The sequence below is a fragment of the Janthinobacterium sp. JF4 genome, assembly GCF_059617925.1.
Genome location: NZ_JCAQAV010000028.1, coordinates 44,955 through 66,520 on the forward strand (window position 1 = coordinate 44,955; position 21,566 = coordinate 66,520).

At 63.9% G+C, this 21,566-nt stretch carries 17 protein-coding genes; 12 read left to right on the forward strand and 5 right to left on the reverse strand.

What is annotated here, in order from left to right; translation table 11 throughout:
- Positions 1 to 3: 3 nt before the first annotated feature.
- Positions 4 to 1,044, reverse strand: coding sequence for an SPFH domain-containing protein (locus AC54AF_RS19110; RefSeq protein WP_496637787.1), 1,041 nt, complete (start codon positions 1,042 to 1,044; stop codon positions 4 to 6).
- A gap of 27 nt (positions 1,045 to 1,071) precedes the next feature.
- Entirely contained in the window at positions 1,072 to 1,458 is a 387-nt protein-coding gene (locus AC54AF_RS19115; protein WP_131686868.1) for a DUF350 domain-containing protein, read from the reverse strand.
- 60 nt (positions 1,459 to 1,518) lie between these two features.
- Here AC54AF_RS19115 and AC54AF_RS19120 point away from each other — a divergent pair, with 60 nt between their 5' ends.
- Together AC54AF_RS19120 and AC54AF_RS19125 are read left to right on the forward strand one after the other, a co-directional pair.
- A complete protein-coding gene (locus tag AC54AF_RS19120) occupies positions 1,519 to 3,030 on the forward strand; it encodes a polyamine aminopropyltransferase (RefSeq protein WP_496637788.1) in 1,512 nt (503 codons plus the stop codon).
- Complete coding sequence (locus AC54AF_RS19125) at positions 3,030 to 4,649, forward strand: NAD(P)-binding protein (protein ID WP_496637789.1); 1,620 nt, start codon at positions 3,030 to 3,032, stop codon at positions 4,647 to 4,649. The genes AC54AF_RS19120 and AC54AF_RS19125 overlap by 1 nt, the downstream gene beginning before the upstream one ends.
- A 61-nt stretch (positions 4,650 to 4,710) precedes the next feature.
- Here the strand turns inward: AC54AF_RS19125 and mmsB are convergent, their stop codons facing one another.
- From mmsB to chvE, 3 genes are all read right to left on the reverse strand, one after another.
- Positions 4,711 to 5,934, reverse strand: a complete 1,224-nt coding sequence (gene mmsB, locus AC54AF_RS19130) for a multiple monosaccharide ABC transporter permease (RefSeq protein WP_496637790.1) — start codon at positions 5,932 to 5,934, stop codon at positions 4,711 to 4,713.
- Positions 5,924 to 7,465 carry a multiple monosaccharide ABC transporter ATP-binding protein gene (gene mmsA, locus AC54AF_RS19135; RefSeq protein WP_496637791.1) on the reverse strand — a complete coding sequence of 514 codons (1,542 nt, stop codon included), beginning with the start codon at positions 7,463 to 7,465 and terminating at the stop codon, positions 5,924 to 5,926. Before mmsA ends, mmsB begins: the two co-directional genes overlap by 11 nt.
- A gap of 113 nt (positions 7,466 to 7,578) precedes the next feature.
- A complete protein-coding gene (gene chvE, locus AC54AF_RS19140; protein WP_496637806.1) occupies positions 7,579 to 8,601 on the reverse strand; it encodes a multiple monosaccharide ABC transporter substrate-binding protein in 1,023 nt (340 codons plus the stop codon).
- A gap of 429 nt (positions 8,602 to 9,030) precedes the next feature.
- Here chvE and AC54AF_RS19145 point away from each other — a divergent pair, with 429 nt between their 5' ends.
- From AC54AF_RS19145 to araD, 10 genes are all read left to right on the forward strand, one after another.
- Positions 9,031 to 10,191, forward strand: coding sequence for a fumarylacetoacetate hydrolase family protein (locus tag AC54AF_RS19145; protein WP_496637792.1), 1,161 nt, complete (start codon positions 9,031 to 9,033; stop codon positions 10,189 to 10,191).
- Positions 10,192 to 10,218: 27 nt separating this feature from the next.
- Entirely contained in the window at positions 10,219 to 10,986 is a 768-nt protein-coding gene (gene xylB / locus AC54AF_RS19150) for a D-xylose 1-dehydrogenase (protein ID WP_496637793.1), read from the forward strand.
- Positions 10,983 to 12,770: an IlvD/Edd family dehydratase gene (locus AC54AF_RS19155; RefSeq protein WP_496637794.1), complete on the forward strand. Its 1,788-nt coding sequence runs from the start codon at positions 10,983 to 10,985 to the stop codon at positions 12,768 to 12,770. The genes xylB and AC54AF_RS19155 overlap by 4 nt, the downstream gene beginning before the upstream one ends.
- Positions 12,771 to 12,922: 152 nt before the next feature.
- The gene (xylF, locus tag AC54AF_RS19160; protein WP_496637807.1) at positions 12,923 to 13,897 is read left to right on the forward strand and encodes a D-xylose ABC transporter substrate-binding protein; all 975 of its coding nucleotides are present in this window, start codon (positions 12,923 to 12,925) and stop codon (positions 13,895 to 13,897) included.
- A 120-nt stretch (positions 13,898 to 14,017) separates the two neighbouring features.
- On the forward strand, positions 14,018 to 15,595 hold the full coding sequence (gene xylG / locus AC54AF_RS19165; protein WP_496637795.1) for a D-xylose ABC transporter ATP-binding protein: 1,578 nt from the start codon (positions 14,018 to 14,020) through the stop codon (positions 15,593 to 15,595).
- Positions 15,592 to 16,734 (forward strand): ABC transporter permease subunit, encoded by a 1,143-nt coding sequence (locus AC54AF_RS19170; protein ID WP_131686858.1) that lies wholly within the window; start codon positions 15,592 to 15,594, stop codon positions 16,732 to 16,734. Before xylG ends, AC54AF_RS19170 begins: the two co-directional genes overlap by 4 nt.
- A 32-nt stretch (positions 16,735 to 16,766) precedes the next feature.
- Positions 16,767 to 17,966, forward strand: a complete 1,200-nt coding sequence (locus tag AC54AF_RS19175; RefSeq protein ID WP_496637796.1) for a XylR family transcriptional regulator — start codon at positions 16,767 to 16,769, stop codon at positions 17,964 to 17,966.
- The gene (locus AC54AF_RS19180) at positions 17,966 to 18,736 is read left to right on the forward strand and encodes an aldose epimerase family protein (protein WP_496637797.1); all 771 of its coding nucleotides are present in this window, start codon (positions 17,966 to 17,968) and stop codon (positions 18,734 to 18,736) included. The genes AC54AF_RS19175 and AC54AF_RS19180 overlap by 1 nt, the downstream gene beginning before the upstream one ends.
- Positions 18,737 to 18,819: 83 nt before the next feature.
- Positions 18,820 to 19,833 carry a 2-dehydro-3-deoxygalactonokinase gene (locus AC54AF_RS19185; RefSeq protein ID WP_131686855.1) on the forward strand — a complete coding sequence of 338 codons (1,014 nt, stop codon included), beginning with the start codon at positions 18,820 to 18,822 and terminating at the stop codon, positions 19,831 to 19,833.
- On the forward strand, positions 19,830 to 21,560 hold the full coding sequence (gene araD / locus AC54AF_RS19190) for an L-arabinonate dehydratase (RefSeq protein WP_496637798.1): 1,731 nt from the start codon (positions 19,830 to 19,832) through the stop codon (positions 21,558 to 21,560). Before AC54AF_RS19185 ends, araD begins: the two co-directional genes overlap by 4 nt.
- The last annotated feature ends 6 nt before the right edge of the window (positions 21,561 to 21,566 follow it).

The window sequence follows — 21,566 nt, forward strand, 5'->3', positions numbered from 1 at the left end:
CGCTTAGCCGATCAGTTTTTTCAGCAGTTCAGCCTTGGCGCCGTCGTAGTCGGCCGGCGAAATGAGGCCCTTGTCGAGCAGGCCCTTGAGCTTCTCCAGGCGTGCCTCGATCGGTTCCTCGGCAGACGCCGGTGGCGCCGCCGGCGCTGGTGCCGGAGCGGGCTGCTGCAAGGCGCCACCCATGCTTTGCGCCATCACCTGGCCGATCGACAGCCCGGCGCCGAGACCGGCGCCGATGCCGGCCATGCCGCCTTCATTCTGCGCCGCCAGGGGGATCGCGTTGGCCACCTGGAATTTCGTGTAGCCGCTCATCTTGTCGGCGCCCAGGCCACCCTTCATGCCGGCCGAGATGCGCTCGTCGAGCGCCGCCTGCAATTCCTCGGGCAGGCTGATGCTGGCCACGTTGAATTCATCGAGGCCCACGCCATAGCGGGCGAATGCCTGCGCCAGGCCATCCTTGACCTCTTGCGCCATCAGCGCCTGGTTGGCCGCCATGTCGAGGAAGGGCACGTTCGCGCCGCCCAGCGAGCTGGCCATGCTCGACATCAAGATGCCGCGCAACTGATCTTCCACCTCGTCGCGCGTATACACTTCGCGCGTGCCGCTGATCTCGGTGAAGAAGGTGCGGGCGTCGGCGATGCGGTACGAGTACATGCCAAAGGCGCGCACGCGGATCATGTCGAAATCCTTGTCGCGGATGGTGATCGGCTGCGGCGTGCCCCACTTGCGGCCTGTCTGCACGCGGGTGCTGAAGTAATACACGTCCGACTTGAAGGGCGAGTCGAACAGCTTGTCCCAGTTTTTCAGGTTGGTCAGCAACGGTAATGTTTGCGTCGTCAGCTTGTGCGTGCCGGGACCGAAGACGTCGGCGATCTTGCCTTCATTGACGAAGACGGCGACCTGCGATTCGCGCACGTTCAGGATGGCGCCGTTCTGGATTTCGAAGTCCTGCATGGGGAAGCGCCACGCCAGCACGCCTTCCGTCTCTTCGTTCCACTGCAGTACGTCGATAAACTGCTTCTTGATAAAGCTGCCGAGGCTCATGATGGTGTCCTTGAATGAGGTAAAACGTCAGGAAATGCAGGCGGCGTTGATGGCGCCGATCGACAGGGAAATGGCGGCCAGCAGGCCGCCGAAGGCGCTGTTGTTCGACTCGATCTGGTCTTTCGACATGCGCAGCAGGCGCGTGGTGACCACATAGGCGAGCAATTGCACCACCATGGCGCCGAAGGCCCAGGCGAAGAACTGCTGGTAGCCGGCCGTGTGCATCAGGGACGAGGCGATGGTGGCGGAAAAACCCAGCAGCGCGCCGCCCAGCGACAGGGCCGCGGCCTGGTTACCCTGGCGGATCAGCAGTACTTCGTTATACGGCGTGACGCGCGTGTAGATGACAAAAAATACAATCAGCAGCGCGGCGGCCAGTAAAAGGTGGATCAGATAGTTTAGGATGTCGGGCACGGCATTCCTCGCAATGAGCATTTGATAACGTCAACGCATATTAGAACAAAAAAAAGTCCAATGAACAAAAAGATTCTGATTTTGTCCGTCTTCGTGGTCGCCTCCTGCGGCCTCGCGTATGAGCTGATCGCCGGCGCCATGTCCAGCTACCTGCTCGGTGACTCCATCCTGCAGTTTTCCACCATCATCGGCTGCTACCTGTTCGCCATGGGTGTGGGCGCCCACTTTTCCAAGTATGTGAAGGATGACGACGTGCTCTCGCGCTTCGTCGACATCGAGCTGGCCGTGGGCTTGATCGGCGGCCTGTCGGCCGCCATCCTGTTCATGACCTTTTCGTGGATGGCCGCGCCCTTTCGCACATTATTGTATGTGATGGTGTTCCTGATCGGCGCACTGGTCGGCATGGAAGTACCGCTGGTGATGCGCGCCCTGAACACGCGCCAGACGGAATTTTCCGAGCTGGTCAGCCGCGTGCTGACCTTCGATTACCTGGGCGCGCTGGCCGTTTCCCTGCTGTTCCCGCTGGTGCTGTCGCCGTACCTGGGCCTGGTGCGCACGGGCTTCCTTTTCGGCATGCTCAATGTCGGCGTGGGCCTGTGGAGCATTTATGTGTTTCGCGCCGAACTGAAGAACATGACGGGACAATTCCTGCGCGCCTGCGCCGTACTGCTGCTGCTGATCGCCGGCTTTTCCATGTCGGACCGCATGGTGGAGTGGGGCGAACACGGCCTGTTCGGCGACCAGATCGTGTATTCCACCACCACGCCCTACCAGCGCCTGGTGATCACGCGCTGGAAGGACGATACGCGGCTGTACATCAACGGCAATTTGCAGTTTTCCTCGCGCGACGAGTACCGCTACCACGAGGCGCTGGTGCACCCCGTGCTGGAAGCGTTGCCGTGGGCGCGCCGCGTGCTGGTGCTGGGCGGTGGCGATGGCCTGGCGCTGCGCGAAATCCTGCGCTATCCCCACATCGAACACGTCACCGTGGTCGACCTCGACCCGGCCATGACGGCCGCGTTTACCACGCGCCCGGAACTGGCAAAATTGAATAACAGCGCGTTCTCGGACAAGCGCGTCACCGTCGTCAATGCCGATGCCGCCGTCTGGCTGCGCAACAACGGCGACATGTTCGACGCGGCCATCGTCGATTTCCCTGATCCGTCCAGCTTTGCGCTCGGCAAACTGTATTCCGTGCCGTTCTACGACCTGGTGAAAAAGCACCTGGCGGCCAAGGGCTTGATGGTGGTGCAGTCGACGTCGCCGTTCTTTGCCCCGCATGCCTACTGGACCATCAATTCGACCCTGCGCGAAGTGGGCATGCGCACCTGGCCCTACCACGCCTATGTGCCCTCGTTCGGCGAATGGGGTTTTATTCTGGCCTCGCCCCAGCTCGATTACACGCCGCCGACGACATACCGCCTGCCGATGCGCTACCTGAACGCGGACACCACGCGCGAAATGTTCATCTTCCCGCCCGACATGCAGCCGCTGCCGATGGCGCCGAACCGCCTCAACACCCAGTCGCTCGTGCATGAATTCGAGCAGGACTGGAACCGGGTGATCCGCTGATGCAGCGCCGCTCCTTCATGCTGTGGGCCGCCGGTGGCACCGCGGCAGCCGCCGCCGGCATCGGCAGCATTGCCGCCTATTTGCGCTGGCAGGAAATCACGCCGAAGGTGCTGTATCCGGGCCGCAGCGAAGGTCATTTCCTTCGCGACCGCAAGGCGCTGCCGCCGCCATCGCGCACCTTGAGCACCGACGTGGCCATCCTCGGCTCCGGCATCGCCGGCCTGACGGCTGCCTGGCGCCTGAACAAGCTGGGGCACAAGGATTTCCTCATGATCGACGGGCCGCAGCCGTATGGCAACGCGGCCGGCGGGCAGTTCGACGACCTGGCCTATCCGACCGGTGGCCATTACCTGCCGCTGCCTTCGCCCGAATCGACCCATGTGCGCGAAATCCTGTTCGACCTGGGCATCATCGAGCGCGACCCGCAGGCGGAGCAGCCCACTTACGACGAACGCTATATCCTGCACGCGCCGGAAGAGCGATTGCTGTTCAACGGCCAGTGGCAGGATGGCTTCATTCCCACCGAAGGCGTCTCTGCCGAAGAACTGGCGCAGCACGCGCGCTTCTTTGCGCAGGTACGGCACCTGCGCCAGGCGCATGGCAATGACGGCAAGCGCGTCTTCGTTTTCCCTACCGTGGCGTCGTCGCAAGACCCTGTCTGGCAGGCGCTCGACTCCATCACCTTGAAGCAGTGGATGGAGCGCGAAGGCTATACCTCGCCCACGCTGCGCTGGTATTTGAACTACTGCTGCCGCGACGACTATGGCACGCGTTACGACCAGGTCTCGGCCTGGGCCGGCCTGCATTACTACTGCAGCCGCTGGGGCCAGGCGGCGAATGCGGGCAATGGCGCCTGGCTGACCTGGCCGGGCGGCATGCAACCGGTCGCCACGGCCATGGAGCAGGCCTCAGGTGTCCAACGTCATGCGGGCACGGTAGTTTCCATGCAGACGACGGACAAGGGCGTGGAGGCGCTGTGCCTGGAACTGGTCGACGGCCAGCCGCGCACCTACCTGGTCAAGGCGCGCAAGGCCATCTGCGCCATGCCGCTGTATGTGGCGGCGCGCGTGGTGAAGAACATCGCCGAGTATGGCTTTGACGCGAAGCGCGATACGCCCGCGTATGCGCCGTGGCTGGTGGCGAATTTTTTACTGAAACGCTTTCCCGACGAATTGCCGCATGCGCCCCTGTGCTGGGACAACGTGGTGTACCAGGAACCGGGCCTCGGCTATGTCGTCTCGACCCACCAGGATATCCGCGTGCGCCCGCCCGAGAAAACCGTCTTCAGCGCCTACGTCGCCTTGTCCGACCGCACGCCGCAGGCAGCACGCAAGTGGTTAGATGTGGCCAGCCCCGAACAATTGCTGGAGCTGGCCAGCGTCGATCTGAAAACGGCGTATGGGCGCGATTTCGCGCGCTGCGTCGAGCGCGTCGACATCACCGTGCGCGGCCACGCCATGGCGGCTCCCTTGCCGGGATTTCGCAGCAATGCGGGGCTCAAAGCCTTGCGCGAGCACGACGGCGCGATTTTATTTGCGCATGCCGATCTGTCGGGGTTTTCCGTGTTCGAGGAAGCGGCGTGGTGGGGGGATCGGGCGGCGCGATTAGCCGCCGCATAAGGATATCAATGAAAAAGGCCGGCGCGAACGCCGGCCAGAGCCCCCTAAGGCTCGAACCGGTCTACTTGTTCTTGTTAATCACGTCGATGAACACGGCCGCCAGCAGCACCAGGCCCTTGATCACCTGCTGGTAGTCGATACCGATGCCCATGATGGACATGCCGTTGTTCATCACGCCCATGATGAAGGCGCCGATGACAGCCCCCATCACCTTGCCCACGCCGCCGGAGGCCGAGGCGCCGCCGATGAAGCAGGCGGCGATCACGTCCAGCTCGAATCCCGTGCCGGCCTTCGGCGTGGCCGTGTTCAGGCGCGCCGCGAAGATCAGGCCGGCCAGCGCGGCCAGCATGCCCATGTTGACGAAGGTGTAGAAGCTGACCCGTTCCGTCTTGATGCCGGACAGGCGCGCCGCCTTCTCGTTGCCACCGACGGCATACACGCGGCGGCCCAGCACGGTGCGGTTGGCAATGAAGGTGTAGGCGACGATGAGCAGCGACATCACGGCCAGCACGTTGGGGAAACCGCGGTACGACGCCAGCAAATAGCTGAAATACACCATCATGGCGGCGAAGATGGCGTTTTTCAGCAGGAAGAAGGCGCGCGGCTCGTTTTCCATGCCGTGTTTCAGCTGCTTGGCGCGGCTGCGCAGCGAGGTGATGATCAGCGCCGCGGCGGCGATCACGCCCAGCAGCAGCGACAGGCCACGCAGGTTGTCGCCGCCGAACGGGTCGGGCAGGAAGCCTGAGCTGAGCATCTGGAAGCCTTCCGGGAAAGGGCCGACCGACTGGCCTGCCAGCAGCGCCAGGGTCAGGCCCTTGAATACCAGCATGCCGGCCAGTGTGACGATGAAGGACGGGATTTTAAAGAAGGCGACAAAATAGCCTTGCGCGCCGCCGATGATGGCGCCGGCGATCAGGCAGAGGATGCTGGCCGCGACAAAGTTCATCTGGTAGTTGACGATCAGGACGGCCGCCAGCGCGCCGACGAAGCCGACCACCGAGCCGACGGACAAATCGATATGGCCGGCCACGATGACCATCAGCATGCCCAGCGCCATGATGATGATGTAGCTGTTCTGCAGCACCAGGTTCGTCAGGTTCAGCGGCTGCATCAGGGTGCCATCGGTCATGTACTGGAAAAAGCCCATGATGACGATCAGGGAGAGCAGCATGCCGTAGTCGCGCATATTGTTTTTCAAAAAGCCGGCATAGCTTTTCGCTTGCGGCGCGGCCGCTGGCGCTCCTGCTGCCGCTGCTGGCACGCCCGCTGTCAATTTATTGTCCATTGTTTTCTCCGTGTGTAACGATCGCGCGCATGATGCGCTCCTGCGATGCTTCTGCTGCGCTCAGTTCTGCCGCGAAGCGGCCTTCGTTCATGACATAGATCCGGTCGCACATGCCCAGCAATTCCGGCATTTCCGAGGAAATCATGATGATGCATTTGCCCTCGGCGGCCAGCTCGCTGATGATGCTGTAGATCTCGTACTTGGCGCCCACGTCGATGCCGCGGCTCGGTTCATCGAGGATCAGGATGTCGGGGCGCGAAAACAGCCACTTCGCCAGCACCACTTTCTGCTGGTTGCCTCCGGACAGGTTGACCACCTTCTGCGCCACGCTCGAGCAACGGGTCTTGAGCTTGCGGCGGAAATCCTCTGCCACGCTGAATTCACGCTGCTCGTCGATCACCATGTGCTTCGAAATTGCATCCAGGTTGGCCAGGCTGGTGTTCTTCTGGATGTCTTCCTCAAGGATCAGACCCAGGCCCTTGCGGTCTTCCGTGACATATGCGAGGCCATGGTCGATTGCCTTGCCGATGCTGCTGACGTCGATCTCCAGGCCATTCTTGAGCACCGTGCCGCTGATGCGCTGGCCGTAGGCGCGCCCGAAGAGGCTCATCGCCAGTTCCGTGCGGCCGGAGCCCATCAAGCCGGCGATGCCGATGATCTCGCCCTTTTTGGCGTGCATGTTGATGCCCTTGATGACGGGGCGGTCGGCATGCTCTGGATGGAAGACGCGCCAGTCGCGCACCTCGAAAATGGTCTCGCCGATGGTGGGCGTGCGCGGCGGATAGCGGTCGGCCATCTCGCGCCCGACCATTTTCTCGATGATGCGGTCTTCGCTGACGGGTTCGATGCGGCAGTCGAAACTGTCGACCGTGTTCCCGTCGCGCAGCACCGTGATGGCATCGGCGACCCGCGAGATTTCATTCAGCTTGTGCGAGATCAGGATCGAGGCGATGCCTTGCGCTTTCAGGCCCAGCAGCAGGTCGAGCAGGGCCGCGCTGTCGCTTTCGTTCAGGCTGGCCGTCGGCTCGTCGAGGATCAAGAGCTTGACGTCCTTGCACAGCGCCTTGGCGATTTCGATCAGCTGCTGCTTGCCCACGCCCAGGTTGGTGATCAGGGTGTCGGGCGACTCTTTCAGGCCGACTTTGTGCAGCAGTTCGCGCGTCTTCGCTTGCGCGTATTCCCAGTCGATGACGCCCATGCGGGACGGTTCGTTGCCGAGGAAGATATTCTCGGCGATCGACAGCTGGGGCACCAACGCCAGTTCCTGGTGGATGATGATGATGCCGATTTCTTCGCTGTCCTTGATGCCGCGGAAGTGCCGCGTCTGGCCCAGGTAATCGATGTCGCCCGTATAGCTGCCATGGCCGTAGACGCCGCTCAGCACTTTCATCAGGGTCGATTTGCCGGCGCCGTTTTCGCCGACGATGGCGTGGATCTCGCCGCTGCGTACCCGCAGGTTGACATTGTCGAGCGCAACGACGCCCGGGAATGTTTTGCGTATCCCGCGCATTTCCAGGATAGTGTTCGTCATATAACCTCTCTGGCACGGCCGCGCTGGTCGGCATCGGTCGTGCGGCAGTCTTGTTCTGGATCGTGCATGAAGCGTAAGGCCCGGCAGCGCCGGGCCTTCAGTATCGTCGATGCTTATTTCACTTGCGCTTCCGTGTAGTAGCCGCTGCCGGTGACGAGCACCTGCTTCCAGTTCACCTTGTCGACGGTGACCGGTTTCAACAGATAGGACGGCACGACTTTCACGCCGTTGTTATAGGTCTTCGTGTCGTTGACGGTCGGGACTTTGCCCGACATCATGGCGTCGACCATGTTCGCCGTCACCTTGGCCAGTTCGCGCGTGTCCTTGAACACGGTCGATGCCTGTTCGCTGCGGATGATCGATTTCACCGACGGGATTTCCGCATCCTGGCCCGTCACGACGGGGAACGGTTGTTTCGGCGTGCCGTAGCCGACGCCCTTGAGCGAGGACAGGATGCCGATGCTCAAGCCGTCATACGGCGACAGCACCGCGTCGACGCGCGCATTGCCGTAGTAGGCGCTGAGCAGGTTGTCCATGCGCGCCTGCGCCACGGCGCCGTCCCAGCGCAGGGTGGCGACCTTTTCCATGCCCATCTGCTTCGAGCGCACCACCAGCTTGCCGCTGTCGATGTACGGTTTCAGCACCGACAGCGCGCCGTTGTAGAAGAAGTGCGCGTTGTTGTCGTCGGCCGAGCCGCCGAACAGTTCGATATTGAACGGACCCTTGCCTTCCTTGAGTTTCAGCGTCGATTCGATATAGCCCGCTTGCAGCACGCCGACCTGGAAGTTGTCGAAGGTGGCGTAGTAATCGATGTTTTTCGTGCCGCGGATCAAACGGTCATACGAAATGACCTTGATGCCCTTGTCGGCCGCCTTTTGCAGCACGTTCGACAAGGTGGTGCCGTCGATGGCGGCGATCACCAGCACCTTGGCGCCCTTGGTGATCATGTTTTCCACCTGCGCCAGCTGATTCGGGATATCGTCGTCGGCAAACTGCAAGTCCGTCTTGTAGCCGCGCTCCTTGAATACCTTGACCATGTTGTCGCCGTCGGCGATCCAGCGCATGGATGACTTGGTTGGCATCGAGATGCCGATCGCGCCCTTGTCGGCGGCGCTTGCCACGGGCATTACTGCCATGCCGGAGATGGCCAGCGCCAGGCTCGCGGTCAGCATTTTCATTGTTGTTTTCATTTCAGGTCTCCACCGTCTTCGATAGTTGAATGTGCCAGGGCCGTCGTCCAGTGGGCGGGCTCCGTGCGGATAGCCGATTGCAGGCCACGGCTGATACTAGTTTGTCCATCCATCCCTCACCAATCACTTTTTTCGCATTGGTGATATCCAAAACGATATCGATAGACCAATTGATGCAATGCGCCATGCCGCGCCTTCCCGCCTGCCGGCAAGGCGGAAACGGGGGCCGGGCGGCGGCTTTTTTTGGTGCACTGCAATACCAATAATCATCATTCAATTTGGTGATTTTCGTAATTGCGGCGGCACAGGGCGGCGCGCAGAATCGCTTCGAACTTGAAGACCAGCCATCCCGTCCCGACCCTTTGAAAGCTTGCCATGCAGCCGATTTCCCCCGCCTCCCTGTTGCCCGCCGATCTGGCGCAGGCCCTCCTCATCGGCCGCATCTGGCATGACGGCCCCTGCGTCGTCGCCGTGCGCGGCGGCGAGGTGGTCGACATCACGCAGACGGTGGCGACGGTGGCCGAGCTGTTCGAACGCAGCGATGCGCTCGATATCGCCCGCCATGCGCCCGGTGTCGCGCTCGGCCCCGTGCAGGCGCTGCTGGAGCAGGCGCTGGCCGCGCCGGCCGGCGAGCCATTGCTGCTGGCGCCGTGCGACCTGCAGGCCGTCAAGGCATGCGGCGTGACCTTCGCCGTCAGCCTGCTCGAACGGGTGATCGAGGAACAGGCGGGCGGCGACGCGGCACGCGCGGCGAGCCTGCGCGCCGCACTGCAAATGACATTGGGCAGCGACTTGTCGGCCCTGCAGCCGGGCTCGGAGGCGGCGCAGCGGCTGAAACAGCAGCTGCAGCAGCGCGGCGCCTGGTCGCAATACATGGAAGTGGGCATCGGCCCCGATGCGGAAGTGTTTACCAAGGCGCAGCCGATGTCGTCGGTGGGCTGCGGCGAGCAGGTGGGCTTGCTGCCATCGTCCGCCTGGAACAACCCGGAGCCGGAGATCGTCCTGGCCGTCAACAGCCGCGGCCAGGTGCTGGGGGCGACCTTGGGCAACGACGTCAACCTGCGCGACATCGAAGGGCGCAGCGCCCTCTTGCTGGGCAAGGCCAAGGATAACAACGGCTCCTGCGCCATCGGCCCCTTCATCCGTCTGTTCGACGAACACTTCACGCTCGACACCGTGCGCCAGGCGGAAGTGTCGCTGCTGATCGAAGGCGCGGACGACGGCTTTGTGCTCGAAGGCGCCAGCTTCATGCGCGAGATCAGCCGCGATCCGCTCGACCTGGTGCGCCAGACGGCAGGCCAGTACCACCAGTATCCGGACGGCTTCATGCTGTTCCTGGGGACCATGTTCTCGCCCGTGAAGGACCGCGGCGCGCAGGGCGGCGGCTTTACGCACCACCTGGGCGACCGCGTGACGATTGCCAGCGCCGCGCTGGGCGCGCTGGTCAACGAAGTGCAGCGCTGTGATGCGATCGCCCCCTGGACGTTCGGCGTGCGCGCGCTGTACCAGAACCTGGGCCAACGCGGCCTGCTTTGATCCGATTTTTTTAAGAAGAGAGACACCATGCAACACGCAATCTATCCCAGTCTGGCAGGCCAGCGCGTCGTCATCACGGGCGGCGGCACCGGTATCGGCGTGGCCATCGTCGAAGCGTTCGCGCGCCAGGGCGCCCACGTCACTTTTCTTGACATCGCCCGCGAGGCGTCGCTGGCGCTGCAGGAAAAACTGGCGCACCTGCCGCAGCCGCCCGTGTTCCGCCATTGCGACCTGACGGACCTGGGCACCCTGGCCGCCACCTTCGCCGAAATCGAACACAGCGCGGGCGCCACGGATATCCTCATCAACAACGCGGCCAATGACGACCGTCACCAGCTGCAGGACGTCACGCCCGCCTATTGGGACGAGCGCATCGCCGTCAACCTGCGCCACCAGTATTTCTGCGCCCAGGCTGTGGCGCCCGCCATGCGCGCCAAGGGCGCTGGCGTGATTCTCAACCTGGGGTCGATTTCCTGGCACCTGGCGCAAGCCCGCCTGTCGATCTACATGACGGCCAAGGCCGGCATCGAGGGTTTGACGCGCGGGCTGGCGCGCGACCTGGGCGTCGACGGCATCCGCGTCAACTGCATCATTCCCGGCGCCGTGCGCACGCCGCGTCAGGAGCGGCTGTGGCATACGCCGGAAGCGGAAGCCGTGATCCTGCAGGGACAATGCCTGCAGACGCGCGTGGAGCCGGAAGACGTGGCGGCGCTGGCGCTGTTCCTCGCGTCCGACAACGCGGCCAAGTGCGCCGGCCGCGAATACTATGTCGACGCAGGCTGGTACGGCGCATGAGCACCCCAAGCAATCGCCAGGCGCGGCGCTTCCGCTCGCAGGACTGGTTCGACAATCCCGAGCACATCGACATGACGGCGCTGTACCTGGAGCGCTTCATGAACTACGGCATCACGGCCGAGGAGCTGCGTTCGGGCCGGCCCATCATCGGCATTGCGCAAAGCGGCAGCGATATCAGTCCCTGCAACCGCATCCACCTGGAACTGGCGCAGCGCGTGCGCGACGGCATCCGCGACGCGGGCGGCATCCCGATGGAATTCCCGCTGCATCCGATCTTCGAGAACTGCCGCCGTCCGACGGCCGCGTTGGACCGCAACCTGGCGTATCTGGGCCTGGTGGAAATCCTGCATGGCTACCCGATCGACGCCGTGGTGCTGACGACGGGCTGCGACAAGACCACGCCGGCGCAATTGATGGCCGCCGCCACGGTGGATATTCCTGCCATTGTGTTGTCGGGCGGCCCCATGCTCGACGGCTGGATGGACGGCGAACTTGTGGGTTCTGGCGCCGCCATCTGGAAGGGCCGCCGCCAGCTGTCCGCCGGCTTGATCGACAACGACAAATTCCTGCAGATCGCCGCCGCCTCGGCGCCGTCGGCCGGCCACTGCAACACCATGGGCACGGCGTCGACCATGAATGCGCTGGCCGAGGCGCTGGGCATGTCCCTGACGGGCTGCTCGGCCATCCCCGCGCCGTACCGCGAGCGGGGCCAGATCGCCTATGCAACGGGGCGCCGCATCGTCGGCATGGCGCATGACGACGTGCGCCCGTCGAGCATCCTCACGCGCGCAGCGTTTTTGGACGCCATCATCGTCAATGCGGCCATCGGCGGCTCCACCAACGCCCAGCCGCACCTGATGGCCATGGCGCGCCATGCGGGCGTGGAACTGCATTCGAGCGACTGGATGGAACACGGCTACGACGTGCCGCTGCTGTTGAACATGCAGCCGGCCGGAAAGTATCTGGGCGAACGCTTCCACCGGGCCGGCGGCGTGCCGGCCGTGATGTGGGAGTTACAGCAGGCGGGCTTGCTGCACGCGGATCGATTGACGGTCACGGGCCAGAGCATGGCGCTAAACCTGGCCGGGCGCGAGAGCGCGGACCGCGAGATGATCCGCCCGTTCGCCGTGCCGCTGAAGGAAAAGGCCGGTTTCATGGCCATGCAGGGCAATCTGTTCGATTTCGCCATCATGAAGACCAGCGTGATCTCGCCCGCTTTCCGCGAGCGCTACCTGTCGCGTCCCGGCAGCGAAGGCGTGTTCGAGGCGCGCGCCATCGTCTTCGACGGTTCGTCTGACTACCATGCACGCATCAACGACCCGGCATTGGCTATCGATGACAGCTGCATGCTGGTCATGCGCGGCGCCGGCCCTGTCGGCTGGCCCGGCTCGGCCGAAGTGGTCAACATGCAGCCGCCCGATGCATTGCTGAAGGCCGGCATTTTGAACCTGCCGACCCTGGGCGACGGGCGCCAGTCGGGCACCTCGGACAGTCCCTCGATCCTGAACGCCTCGCCGGAAAGCGCGGTCGGTGGCGGCCTGGCGCTGCTGCGCACGGGTGACATCATCCGCGTGGACTTGAACGCGGGCCGCTGCGACATGCTGGTCGAGGCACAGGAACTGGCGCGCCGCGCCAAAGAACTGCCGCCGCCCGTCAATGACAGCGCCACGCCATGGCAGGAGCTCTACCGAGCCAGCGTGGGCCAGCTGGAAACGGGCGCCTGCATGGAGCTGGCGCTGAAGTACCGCGCCGTGGGACAAACGCTGCCACGCCATAACCATTAGCAGGCAGGTCGGGGTAGGTCGGGTTAGCGCTCCGCGCGTAACCCGACACCACCACAGACATAAAATTTTTCAGCAGCACCCGCAGTGAAAAAACGTTGTTAATAAAATCCACAAGGAGACACACAATGAACAAGATCATCAGTGCAGCCATCATGACCGCCATGCTGGCATTGAGCAGCAGCGCCGCCCTGGCCGATGCGAAAAATCCGAAGATCGGCTTTTCCATCGACGATTTGCGCGTGGAGCGCTGGACGCGCGACCGCGATTTCTTCATCGCCGCCGCCGAAAAGCAGGGCGCCAAGGTCTTCGTGCAATCGGCCGACGCCAGCGAACAGCGCCAGATTTCGCAGATCGAGAACCTGATCTCGCGCGGCGTGGACGTGCTGGTGATCGTGCCATTCAATGCGACGGTCCTCAACAACACCGTCAAGGAAGCGAAAAAGGCCGGCATCAAGGTGCTGTCGTATGACCGCCTGATCCTGAACGCCGATATCGACGCGTACATTTCGTTCGACAACGAGAAAGTGGGCGAGATGCAGGCCGAAGGCGTGACCAAGCTGCAACCGAAGGGCAATTACTACCTGCTGGGCGGCTCGCCAACCGACAATAATGCCAAGATGCTGCGCGAAGGGCAGATGAAGATACTGAAACCGTTCATCGACAAGGGCGACATCAAGATCGTCGGCCAGCAGTGGGTGAAGGACTGGAGCGCCACCGAAGCGCTGTCCATCGTGGAAAATGCGCTGACGGCCAATAACAACAAGATCGACGCCATCGTCGCTTCGAACGACGGCACGGCCGGCGGCGCCATCCAGGCCCTGGCCGCGCAAAAATTGGCCGGCAAGGTGCCCGTTTCGGGCCAGGACGCCGATCTGGCGGCGGTGAAACGCGTCATCGCCGGCACGCAGTCGATGACCGTCTACAAACCCTTGAAAACCATCGCTTCGGAAGCGGCCAAACTGGCCGTGCAACTGGCGCGCAATGAAAAGCCGGCCTACAACTCCAGCTATGACAATGGCCTGAAAAAAGTCAGCACGGTGCTGTTGAAGCCAACGCCGCTGACCAAGGCGAACGTGAACATTCTCGTCGATGACGGCTTCTACACCAAGGCGCAACTCGGTAATTGATCGCCTGTGTCATGTCGGGTTCCGCGCTATGCGCTAAGCCGACCTACCCGTATTTACCGGTAGGTCGGATTAGCGTAGCGTCATCCGACATTTTTCCCCGTATCAGCAACGAGAGCAAGAATGTCCGACTATCTGCTTGAAATGAAAGGCATCGTCAAACAGTTTGGCGGTGTCCGCGCGCTTGACGGCATCGACCTGCAGGTGCGGGCCGGCGAGTGCATCGGCCTGTGCGGCGAGAACGGCGCCGGCAAGTCGACCCTGATGAAGGTGCTGTCGGGCGTGTACCCGCACGGCACCTGGGATGGCGACATCCTGTGGAATGGCCAGCCCCTGCGCGCGCAATCGATCCGCGACACGGAAGACGCGGGCATCATCATCATCCACCAGGAACTGATGCTGGTGCCGCAGCTGTCCGTGGCCGAAAATATCTTCATGGGGCGCGAGCTTACCCTGCCCGGTGGGCGCATGCATTACGCGGCCATGTACCAGCGCGCCGACGAGCTGCTGCGCGAGCTGAAAATTCCCGAGTTGAACGTGGCGCAGCCCGTGATGAATTACGGCGGCGGCCACCAGCAGCTGGTGGAAATCGCCAAGGCGCTCAACAAGAATGCGCGCCTGCTGATACTCGACGAGCCGTCGTCGTCGCTGACGGCGTCGGAAATCGCCGTACTGCTCGATATTCTGCGCGCGCTGAAGGCCAAGGGCGTCACCTGCATCTACATTTCGCACAAGCTCGATGAAGTGGCGGCCATCTGCGACACCATCGTCGTCATCCGCGACGGCAAGCATATCGCCACCACGCCGATGGCGCAGATGGACGTCGAGCGCATCATCGCGCAGATGGTGGGCCGCGAAATGAGCCAGCTGTATCCGCAGCGCGCGCCGGAGAAAAAGGCGGCCATCGGCGAGGTACTGTTCGAGGCGCGCCACGTGAGCTGCATCGACGCCGACAACCCGCAGCGCAAGCGCGTCGACGATGTGTCATTCACCCTGCGCAAGGGCGAAATCCTCGGCATCGCCGGCCTGGTGGGGGCGGGGCGCACGGAGCTCGTCTCGGCCCTGTTCGGCGCCTACCAGGGGCCGTACCAGGCCGAAGTGTGGCTCGATGGCCGGAGAATCGATACCTGCTCGCCGCAAAAGGCGATTGCCATGGGCCTGGCCATGGTGCCGGAAGACCGCAAGCACCACGGCATCGTGCCCGACCTCGACGTGGGGCAGAACATCACACTGGCCGTGCTGGAGCAATTCGCGCGCGCCACGCGCATCGATGGCGAGGCGGAATTGGCGGCCGTGCGCGGCGAGATCACCCAGCTGGAACTGAAGGCGGCCAGCCCGTCGCTGCCCATTACGAGCCTGTCGGGCGGCAACCAGCAAAAGGCCGTGCTGGCCAAGATGCTGCTGACGCGCCCGCGCGTGCTGATCCTCGACGAGCCCACGCGCGGCGTGGACGTGGGCGCCAAATATGAAATCTACAAATTGATGCTGGCGCTGGCCGACCGGGGCGTGGCCATCATCATGGTCTCGTCGGAACTGGCCGAAGTGCTTGGCGTGTCCGACCGCGTGCTGGTGATGGGCGAAGGCCGCCTGCGCGGCGACTTTATCAACGATGGCCTGAGCCAGGAAACCGTGCTGGCGGCGGCGCTGGACCAGCGCCCGGCGCCCGCCGCCAACACCGCAAACAAGGAACCCGCAGCATGAAACCGCACAGTATCAAACAGCTGTTCACCCAATACAAGATGCTGGCCCTGTTGATCGCAGTCGCCTTGATCTGGGCCTTCTTTTCGTGGAAGACGGAGGGCAGTTTCCTCACGCCGCGCAACCTGTCGAACCTGCTGCGCCAGATGTCCGTCACCGGCATCCTCGCCTGCGGCATGGTGCTGGTGATTATCGCCGGCGAGATCGACCTGTCGATCGGCTCCCTGCTGGGACTATTAGGCGGCATTGCCGCCGTGCTGGACGTGACGCAGCATTGGCCGCTGGCGCTGAACCTGGCGGCGGTGCTCGGCTGCGGCCTGGTGATCGGCCTGCTCAACGGCTACCTGACGGCGTACCGGGGCATCCCGTCCTTCATCGTGGGACTGGGCGGCATGCTGGCGTATCGCGGCATCCTGCTGGGCATCACGGGCGGCATCACGATCGCGCCCGTCTCCGAGCCGATGGTGTACCTGGGGCAGGGCTATCTGCCCGCCTTGCCCGGCATCGTGCTGGGCATCGGCCTGTTCCTGCTGGCCGCCTTCCTGACGTGGCGCGCGCGGGCCAGCCGCGCGCAGCATGGTTTGCCGCAGACGGCGCCCTGGGCCGACGGCCTGCGCCTGGCCGTCATCGGCGCCGTGCTGTACGCCTTCGTGCAAACCCTGAACGGCTATGAAGGCATCCCGCTGCCCGTGCTGTTGCTGCTGGCCTTGCTGGGACTGTTCAGCTATATCACCAGCCAGACCGTGTTCGGTCGGCGCATCTACGCCGTCGGCAGCAATATGGAAGCGACGCGTTTGTCCGGCATCAACGTGAAAGCCGTCAAGCTGTGGATCTTCGGCATCATGGGCCTGATGTGCGCGCTGGCGGGGCTGATCAACACGGGCCGCCTGGCGGCCGGTTCCCCCTCGGCCGGCACCTTCAGCGAACTCGATGCCATCGCCGCCTGCTTCATCGGCGGCACCTCGATGCGCGGCGGCTCGGGCACCGTGTACGGCGCCCTGATCGGCGCGCTGGTCATGGCCAGCCTGGATAACGGCATGTCCATGCTGGACGTGGACACCTACTGGCAGATGATCGTGAAAGGCAGTATCCTCACCCTCGCCGTGTGGGTCGATGTCAGCACGCGTGCCGGACGCAGATAGCCGTGAACACATCTGGCACGCGAGGAGACACCATGAAACTTCCGACCGCGCACCGGATCGCGCTGCTGTTCAACGGGAACAAGATCTACGACCGCGACATCATCGCGGGCATCGCCGCCTACCTGAACACCACGCGCGTGTCGTGGGACCTGTTCCTGGAAGAGGATTTTCGCTGCCGCCTGCCCGGCATCGAGCGCTGGCAGGGCGACGGCATCATCGCCGATTTCGACGATCCCGCCGTCTGCGCGGCGCTGGCGCACAGCCGGCTGCCCGTGGTGGCCGTGGGCGGCTCGTATGCGCGCGCCGAGGACTACCCGGCCGGCATCCCGTATGTGGCGACCGATAATTTCAAGATCGTCAAGCTGGCCTATGAACACCTGGTGGAAGCGGGATTGAGCCGCTTTGCCTGTTTCAGCCTGCCCGAGGCCGATGTCAACCGCTGGGCGCAGGAGCGCGAAACGGCGTTTTGCGCGCTGATGGCGCGCGACCACATGCGCGCCGACGTGTACCGGGGCGTCGCCACCAGCGCGCCCTCGTGGGACGAGGCGGTGGAGCAGCAGATCGCCTGGCTCAACAGCCTGGAAAAACCCGTCGGCATCATCGCCGTGAGCGACGCGCGCGCGCGCCAGCTGCTGCAAGCCTGCATGCATGCGGGCATCGCCGTGCCGGAGCAAGTGGCCCTGATCGGCATCGACAACGATCCGCTGGCGCGCATGCTCACGCGCATTCCGCTCAGTTCCGTGATCCAGGGCACGGAGGAAATGGGCCGCACGGCGGCGCATCTGCTGCACCAGATGCTGAACGGCGCGCGCCTGTCCGGCACGCGCATCCTGGTGCCGCCGGCCGGCCTGAACGTGCTCGCTTCCACGCGCCACCAGCCCTTCCAGCATCCGCAGGTGATGCAGGCGCGCCATTTCATCCGCCAGTACGCCTGCCAGGGCATCAAGACGGAGCAGGTGGCCGATTACGTGGGCGTGTCGCGCTCTTCGCTCGAAGCGCACTTCCGCCATGAACTGGGGCGCAGCGTGCACGATGAAATCCTGCATTTCAAGCTCGATGCGGCCAAGACCCTGCTGGCGCGCGGGCCGGGGCAAGTGGCCGAGGTGGCCGTGCGTTGCGGCTTTACGACGGTGCAGTACATGCATGCCGTCTTCAAGCGCGAACTTGGTTGCACGCCGCGCGAATTCCAGCAGCGCAGCCGGCCACCGCCAGCCCCCGGGCAGGCGCCGTGATGCATCTGCTGCGCAATGCGCGCGGCATGCGCGTGGCCATCGACGCGCACGATGCCAGCGTGCGGGCCTGGTGGGCGCCCGACCGTTATGGCCGCCTGGCCGATGTGCTGGGCATGGCGCCCCCTGCGGCGCGCACGCCCACAGGCTGGCAGTGCGCGCCGCCAACCGATGGCCACCTGCTGCTGTACCTGGCGCAAGATGGCCTGTCGGTGCGCCTGGCCTACCGGTTTGACGACGATGGCAGTCTGCACCTCGATTGCGCCGCCACGGCCGATACGCTTTCCTTTTTCGCGCTTTCTGCTCCCCGCTTCAATCTGCAGGGCCGCCGCGCAGCTGTGGGCGACCATGTACTGCGCCTGGCCGCCGACCGTTACCGGCCTGGGTCCGGCGGCTGTGCGGGCGACTCTCCGCGCGATGTGGCGGGCAGCGCGTTCGACTTCCGCCAGGCGGCGCCGCTCGCGTCGCGCCTGGCCTGGCCCGCGCTGGTGAACTTACCGGGATTCCGGCATGACTTTTACTGGACGGGCAGCGGCCAGCTGCGCGAAGCGGCGCGGGTTGCCGATCCCGCTTCCGGCCGGATCCTGCGTTTTTCCAGTACCCAGGACAGCTGCCACCTGTATTCCGATGCGCGCTGTTTTTCCCTGCTGGCGCAGGGCGTGGAAGTGCAGCCGGGACAGGTGATGCGCTTCACGCTCGCCTACCGTCTGGGCGTGCAGGATATCGACGCGTTTGACATATCCGAACCGGTATCAATGATGTCAAATAAGTGATTGGTCAGATATGCAGGGCAGTTCTACCATGGCGTAGTTTTTCCTCATTTATTTTTGCCCTTACCGACGCTGCGAACCTGCCCATGAACATACTCACCATCGATGCCGGCACCACCAATACGCGTACCTTGCTGTGGCGCGCAGGCGCCGTCGTCGCCCAGGCGCAGCTGGAAACGGGCGTGCGCAATACCGCCATCGATGGCCATAACGGCGCGCTGAAACAGGCGCTGCGCGACACCATCGCCAGCGTGCTGGCCAGCGCGGGCATCGCGCCGTCCGCGGTGGACCTGGCGCTGGCGTCGGGCATGATCACTTCGCCCATGGGGGTGCGGGAAGTGCCGCACGTGCCGGCGCCCGCCGGCCTGGCCCAGCTGGCGCAAGGCATGCAGGCGGTGGACTTGCCCGATGTGCTGGCGCAGCCCCTGTGGCTGATTCCCGGCGTGCGCAACCAGCATGGCGCCGTCGGCCTGCATAACGTCGAGGCGATGGACATGATGCGCGGCGAAGAGACGGAAGTCGTCGCGCTGCTCGAGCGCCTGCAATTGCGCGGTGCGGCGACCCTGATCATGCCCGGCTCGCATACCAAATTGATCAGCGTGGACGAGCAGCGCCGCATCCTCGGCTGCAGCACCACCATCGCGGGCGAGCTGCTGCAGGCGATCACGCAGCACACCCTGATCAAGCAATCGGTCGATGGCGGTTTTGCGCAGACCCTGGTGCCGAAAATGCTGCTGGCCGGCGCGGCCGCGGCGCAAAAAACGGGGCTGGCGCGCGCCTGTTTCAGCGTGCGCACGCTGGGCCAGTTCAGCGCCGTCGAGTGCAATGAGCGGGCCAATTTCCTGATGGGGGCCGTCCTCAGCGGCGACTTGCTGGCGCTGCGCAACAGCACCGCCATCCAGATGCGGCCCGATACGCCGCTCGTCATTACGGGCAAGCCCATGCTGCGCCAGGCGCTCGGGCTGCTGATCGAAGAACACGGATTTTTTTATGGCAAGCGCATCATCGTCGACGACCAGCAGCAAGCCAATCTGGCCGGTCACGGCGCGCTGCTGATCGCCGCCGCGCGCGGCTTGATTTCCCCGCAGGAGACAGTATGAGTGACAACAAGAACAAGCGTCCCTTGCGTTCGCAAGCGTGGTTTGGCGGCGACGACAAGGACAGTTTCATTCACCGCAGCTGGATGAAGAACCAGGGCTATCCCGGCGACGCCTTCGATGGCCGTCCCGTCATCGGCATCTGCAATACCTGGTCCGAGCTGACGCCCTGCAATGGCCATTTCCGCGATCTGGCCGAGATGGTCAAGCGCGGCGTGCTCGAAGCGGGCGGCTTTCCCGTCGAATTTCCCGTCATGTCGCTGGGCGAGACGAATTTGCGCCCGACGGCCATGCTGTTCCGTAACCTGGCCAGCATGGATGTCGAGGAATCGATCCGCGCCAACCCGATCGACGGCGTGGTGCTGCTGACGGGCTGCGACAAGACCACCCCGGCCCTGCTGATGGGCGCGGCCAGCGTGGACTTGCCCACCATTGTGCTGTCGGGCGGCCCCATGTTGAATGGCAACTACCGCGGCAAACCGATCGGCTCGGGCACGGATGTGTGGAAATTCTCCGAAGACGTGCGCGCCGGGCGCATGACCTCAAACGAATTCAAGCAGGCCGAATCGTGCATGTCGCGCTCCGCTGGCCACTGCATGACCATGGGCACGGCGTCCACCATGGCCAGCATGGTCGAAGCGCTGGGCGTGACCCTGCCCGGCAACGCGGCCATTCCCGCCGTCGATGCGCGCCGCAAGCTGCAGGCGCAGCTGACGGGCCGGCGCATCGTCGACATGGTGCATGAAGACCTGAAACTGTCGCAGATACTCACGCGTGCAGCGTTTGAAAACGCCATCATGGTCAACGGCGCCATCGGCGGCTCGACGAATGCCGTGATCCACCTGCTGGCCATCGCCGGGCGCATCGGCGTGGACATGCGCCTGGGCGACTGGGACCGCCTGGGGCGCGACATTCCCTGCCTGCTGAACCTGATGCCGTCGGGCCAGTACCTGATGGAAGATTTTTACTATGCGGGCGGCCTGCCCGTGATCATCCGCGACTTGCTGGGAAAATTGCATGGCGAGGCGCTCACCGTCACGGGCGCCAGCATGGCCGTCAACGTGGCCGAAGCGGAAAACTTCAATCCCGAGGTGATCACGCCGCTGGCGCAGCCGTTCAAGGACGAGGGCGGCATCGCCGTCCTGCATGGCAACCTGGCCCCGCGCGGCGCCGTCATCAAGCCTTCGGCCGCCTCGCCGGAGCTGATGCAGCACCGTGGCCGCGCCGTCGTCTTCAACAGCATCGAGCATTATAAAAAACGCGTCGACGATCCCGCGCTCGATATCGATGCCAACTGCGTGATGGTGCTGCAAAATTGCGGTCCGCAGGGCTATCCTGGCATGGCGGAAGTGGGCAATATGGGACTGCCGAAAAAACTGCTGGAGCAGGGCGTGCGCGACATGGTGCGCATCTCGGATGCGCGCATGAGCGGCACGGCCTACGGCACGGTGGTGCTGCACGTGGCGCCGGAAGCGGCCGTGGGCGGGCCGCTGGCCCTGGTGCGCGATGGCGACATGATTGAACTCGACGTGGCGGGACGGCGCTTGCACCTGGACGTCGACGAGGCCGAGCTGGCGCGCCGGCGCGCTGAGTGGAGCGCACCGCCGCCGGCCATGAAGGGCGGCTACCAGGCTATGTACATCAAGCACGTGACGCAGGCCGATGAAGGCGCTGACCTCGATTTCCTCGTCGGCTGCAGGGGTTCGGCCGTGCCGCGGGAATCACATTGAAAGAAG

What these genes read in the sequence shown, in the direction of transcription:
- AC54AF_RS19120 (WP_496637788.1), top strand. Translation starts at nt 1,519, where the DNA reads ATGAACAAAAAGATTCTGATTTTGTCCGTCTTCGTGGTCGCCTCCTGC.
- AC54AF_RS19170 (WP_131686858.1), top strand. Translation starts at nt 15,592, where the DNA reads ATGAAACCGCACAGTATCAAACAGCTGTTCACCCAATACAAGATGCTG.
- araD (WP_496637798.1), top strand. Translation starts at nt 19,830, where the DNA reads ATGAGTGACAACAAGAACAAGCGTCCCTTGCGTTCGCAAGCGTGGTTT.
- AC54AF_RS19125 (WP_496637789.1), top strand. Translation starts at nt 3,030, where the DNA reads ATGCAGCGCCGCTCCTTCATGCTGTGGGCCGCCGGTGGCACCGCGGCA.
- AC54AF_RS19155 (WP_496637794.1), top strand. Translation starts at nt 10,983, where the DNA reads ATGAGCACCCCAAGCAATCGCCAGGCGCGGCGCTTCCGCTCGCAGGAC.
- chvE (WP_496637806.1), bottom strand. Translation starts at nt 8,601, where the DNA reads ATGGCAGTAATGCCCGTGGCAAGCGCCGCCGACAAGGGCGCGATCGGC.
- AC54AF_RS19185 (WP_131686855.1), top strand. Translation starts at nt 18,820, where the DNA reads ATGAACATACTCACCATCGATGCCGGCACCACCAATACGCGTACCTTG.
- mmsA (WP_496637791.1), bottom strand. Translation starts at nt 7,465, where the DNA reads ATGACGAACACTATCCTGGAAATGCGCGGGATACGCAAAACATTCCCG.
- AC54AF_RS19145 (WP_496637792.1), top strand. Translation starts at nt 9,031, where the DNA reads ATGCAGCCGATTTCCCCCGCCTCCCTGTTGCCCGCCGATCTGGCGCAG.
- AC54AF_RS19110 (WP_496637787.1), bottom strand. Translation starts at nt 1,044, where the DNA reads ATGAGCCTCGGCAGCTTTATCAAGAAGCAGTTTATCGACGTACTGCAG.
- xylG (WP_496637795.1), top strand. Translation starts at nt 14,018, where the DNA reads ATGTCCGACTATCTGCTTGAAATGAAAGGCATCGTCAAACAGTTTGGC.
- AC54AF_RS19180 (WP_496637797.1), top strand. Translation starts at nt 17,966, where the DNA reads ATGCATCTGCTGCGCAATGCGCGCGGCATGCGCGTGGCCATCGACGCG.
- xylB (WP_496637793.1), top strand. Translation starts at nt 10,219, where the DNA reads ATGCAACACGCAATCTATCCCAGTCTGGCAGGCCAGCGCGTCGTCATC.
- AC54AF_RS19175 (WP_496637796.1), top strand. Translation starts at nt 16,767, where the DNA reads ATGAAACTTCCGACCGCGCACCGGATCGCGCTGCTGTTCAACGGGAAC.
- mmsB (WP_496637790.1), bottom strand. Translation starts at nt 5,934, where the DNA reads ATGGACAATAAATTGACAGCGGGCGTGCCAGCAGCGGCAGCAGGAGCG.
- xylF (WP_496637807.1), top strand. Translation starts at nt 12,923, where the DNA reads ATGACCGCCATGCTGGCATTGAGCAGCAGCGCCGCCCTGGCCGATGCG.